This window comes from Streptomyces sp. NRRL F-5123 (assembly GCF_000721495.1).
GTDB lineage: Bacteria > Actinomycetota > Actinomycetes > Streptomycetales > Streptomycetaceae > Actinacidiphila.
In genome coordinates this window covers 1-3853 of the sequence record NZ_JOHY01000130.1, presented here as the reverse complement: position 1 = coordinate 3853, position 3853 = coordinate 1, and the positions used below count along the sequence as shown (strand labels likewise).

At 77.1% G+C, this 3853-nt stretch carries 1 protein-coding gene and 1 pseudogene; both read left to right on the top strand.

The features are described from left to right. Positions 1-248 precede the first annotated feature (248 nt). Positions 249-3646: pseudogene (locus IH54_RS46450) on the top strand (polyketide synthase); the annotation flags it as partial. 97 nt (positions 3647-3743) lie between these two features. Then, on the top strand, positions 3744-3853 hold a 110-nt coding region (locus IH54_RS47850), incomplete at its 3' end, for a hypothetical protein (protein ID WP_324607856.1).

Here is a 3853-nt window from a genome sequence, read left to right as displayed (position 1 = left end):
GGTACTGGACCGCGCACATCCGCCGGGCTGTCCGCTTCCACCAGGGTGTGACCACCCTCGCGTCCCACAACGTCACCACGTACCTGGAGATCGGGCCCGACACCACCCTCACCGCCCTCACCACCGCCACCCTCCAGCAAGCGCCCGGTCCGCACCCGCCGGCCGTGGTCGCGACCGTCCGGCCGGGCGTGTCCGAGCGGCGTACCGTGCTCGCGGCCGAGGCCCACGTACGCCTCGCCGAGCCGGTCATGGGGTGGGAGCGCGCCTTCGCGGACCTGGACGCCCGCCGCGTCCCACTGCCGACGTACGCCTTCCAGCGCACGCGGCTCACCGGGCGCCTCTCCCGCACCACCCACCCCTGGCTCGCCGACCACGCGGTCGGCGACACCACCCTCCTCCCCGCCACCGCACTGCTCGAACTCGCGGTCGTGGCGGGCGACCACGCGGGATGCGACCGCGTCGACGACCTGACGCTCATCGAGCCGCTGCCGCTCCCCGCCCGGGGCGCGGTGCGGGTTCGGGTCACGGTCGGCACGCCCGGCGAGGGGGGCGCGCGCCCGGTGGAGGTGCACGCGCGCACCGACGACGCCGTCGACGGCGGGTGGACCTGCCACGCCACCGGGACGCTCGCGAAGGCCACCGGTCCCGCGCCGGAAGCCGAGTCCGGACCGTGGCCGCCGGCGGACGCCGAGGCGGTGGACCTCGACGCCTTCTACGACACCGCCGCCGGGCTCGGCTACCGCTACGGTCCTGCCTTCCAGGGCCTGCGCGCCGCATGGCGGCTGGGCGGCGACGTCTACGCCGACGTACGCCTGCCCGACGGGCCGAACGGCCCCGACGCCGAGGGCTTCGCCGTCCACCCGGCCCTGCTCGACGCCGCGCTGCACCCGCTGCTGCTCGACGCCGGGGACGCGCCGCCGCGGCTGCCCTTCGCGTGGTCCGGCGTCACCGTCCACGCGGGCGGTGCGACGGCCCTGCGCGTCAGGATCTCGCCCGCCGGCGGCGGCACCGTGCGGATGACCCTCGCCGACGCGTCCGGCGCGCCGGTGGGCACCGTGGAGGCGCTGGCGACCAGGCCGGTGTCCGAGGGGCTCGTGGCCGGGCGGAGCGAGTCGCTGTACGGCGTGGAATGGATGCCGGTGGCCGGCGGCGGCCCGGCGCCCGCCGTCGCCGCACTCGACAGCGTCCTCGCGCAGAGGCAACCCGCGGAGGACGTCCCGTACGCCGCCTACGTCATGGCCGACACGGACGGCGCCGGGGCCGCCGCCGTGCACGCCGCCGCGGAGCGGGCGCTGGGGACGGTCCAGGCATGGCTGGCCGACGAGCGGTTCGCCTCGGCGCGGCTCGCCGTCGTGACCCGCGGCGCGGTGGTGGCCGTCCCGGGCGACCCGGCGCCCGGCCTGGCCGCCGCCGCGGTCTGGGGGCTCGTGCGGTCGGCCCTGACCGAGAGCGGCGACCGGCTCGCGCTGATCGACGCCGACGGCGAGTCCGTGACCCCCGAGGGCGTCGCGGCTGCCCTGGCGACCGGCGAGCCGCAAATTGCGCTACGGGACGGGGCCGCGTACGCGCCCCGGCTGGTCCGCGCCGAGCGGGCCGGGGACGGCGGCCCCGCCTGGGATCCCGAGGGCACGGTGCTGATCACCGGCGGCACGGGCACGCTCGGGCGGCTGGTCGCCCGGCACCTCGTGGCCGCCCGCGGGGTGCGCCACCTGCTGCTGACCGGGCGGCGCGGCCCTGACGCCGAGGGCGCCGCGGAACTCGCCGCCGAACTGGCCGGACTCGGCGCCCGCGTGACGCTCGCGGCCTGCGACGCCGCCGACCGGGCGGCCGTGGCCGGGCTGCTGGAGGAGGTGCCCGCGGAGCATCCCCTCACCGCCGTGATCCACGCGGCGGGCGTGCTCGACGACGGGGTGATCACCGCCCTGACGCCCGACCGGCTCTCGGCCGTCCTGCGGCCGAAGGTGGACGCCGCGCTCACCCTGCACGAACTGACGCGCGCGAGCGGCGTCGCGGCGTTCGTGCTGTTCTCCTCGGCCGCGGGCGTCCTCGGGAACGCCGGCCAGGCCAACTACGCCGCGGCCAACGCCGCGCTCGACGCACTGGTGTTGCGGCGCAGGGCCGAGGGCCTGCCAGGGGTGTCGATCGCCTGGGGCCAGTGGGACGGCGGGATGGCCGGAAGCCTGGCCGACGTCGACCTCGCGCGGCTGCGGCGCGCCGGTGTGGCGCCGCTCGCCGAGGACGAAGGGCTCGCGCTGCTCGACGCGGCGCTGGCGGCCGACCGTCCGCTGGCGGTGCCGGTGCGCTTGGACGCCGAGGCGCTGCGGGAGCTGGCCGCCGCCGGGACGCTGCCCGCGGTGCTGCGCTCCCTCGTCCGCACCCCGGGCACCCGCCGCCGGGCCGCCGTCGGGTCCGCGCCGGGCGGCACCCCGTTCGCGGCGCGCCTCGCAGAAGTGGGTGCGCAGGACAGGCCCGGCATGCTCGTCGAGACGGTACGCGACCGGGTCGCGGCGGTGCTCGGGCACGCCACCGCCGCGGCGGTCGCCCCGGACCGGGCGTTCAAGGAGCTGGGGTTCGACTCGTTGAGCGCGCTGGAACTGCGCAACGCGCTGGGCGAGGTGACGGGCCTGCGGCTGCCCGCGACGCTGGTCTTCGACCACCCGACGCCCGCCGCCGTCGCCGCCTTCCTGCTCGCCGAGCTGTCCGGGCGGGACGCACAGGCCCCCGCCCGCGCGCTGCCCGCCGTACGTGCCGGCGCGGGCGACGAGCCCATCGCGGTGGTCGGCATGGGCTGCCGCTTCCCCGGCGGGGTGCGGTCGCCCGAGGACCTGTGGAATCTCGTCGTCAGCGGGTCCGATGCCATCACGCCCTTCCCCACGAACCGCGGCTGGGACCTCGACCACCTCTACCACCCGCGGGCGAGTTCGACAACGACTTCTTCAACATCTCTCCGCGGGAGGCTGCTGCGACCGATCCGCAGCAGCGGCTGCTGCTGGAGACGGCGTGGGAGACCCTGGAGCACGCCGGCATCAACCCGACCGCCCTGCGCGGCAGCGACACCGGCGTCTACACCGGCGTGATGTACGACGACTACGGCGTGCGCCTGATGGCCGCGCCCCCGGACGGCTACGAGGGCTTCTTCGCCACCGGGACCGCGGGCAGCGTGGCGTCGGGCCGGTTGTCGTACGTGTACGGGTTCGAGGGCCCGGCGGTGACGATCGACACCGCGTGCTCGTCGTCCCTGGTCGCGACCCACCTCGCCATCCAGGCGCTGCGCCGCGGCGAGTGCTCCCTCGCGCTGGCCGGCGGCGTCACCGTCATGGCCACGCCGACCACCTTCGTGGAGTTCAGCCGGCAGCGCGGACTCGCCTCCGACGGCCGCTGCAAGCCCTTCGCAGCCGCCGCCGACGGCACCAGCTGGGGCGAGGGCGCCGGGCTGCTGCTGCTCGAACGCCTCTCGGACGCCGAGCGCAACGGCCACCGTGTCCTCGCGGTGATCCGCGGCAGCGCCGTCAACCAGGACGGCGCCTCCAACGGCCTGACCGCCCCCAACGGACCGTCCCAGGAGCGCGTCATCCGGCAGGCGCTGGCGAACGCGGGGCTGACGCCCGACCAGGTCGACGCGGTGGAGGCGCACGGTACGGGCACGGCGCTGGGCGACCCGATCGAGGCGCAGGCCCTGCTGGCGACGTACGGGCAGGAGCGGCCCGCGGACCGGCCGCTGCGGGGCGGCGGGTGCGGCGAGCATCATCAAGCTCGTCGAGGCCATGAGGCACGGCGAGCTGCCGCGCACCCTGCACGTCGACGAGCCGAGCCCGCACGTCGACTGGAGCGCCGGCGCCGTCAGCCTCCTCAC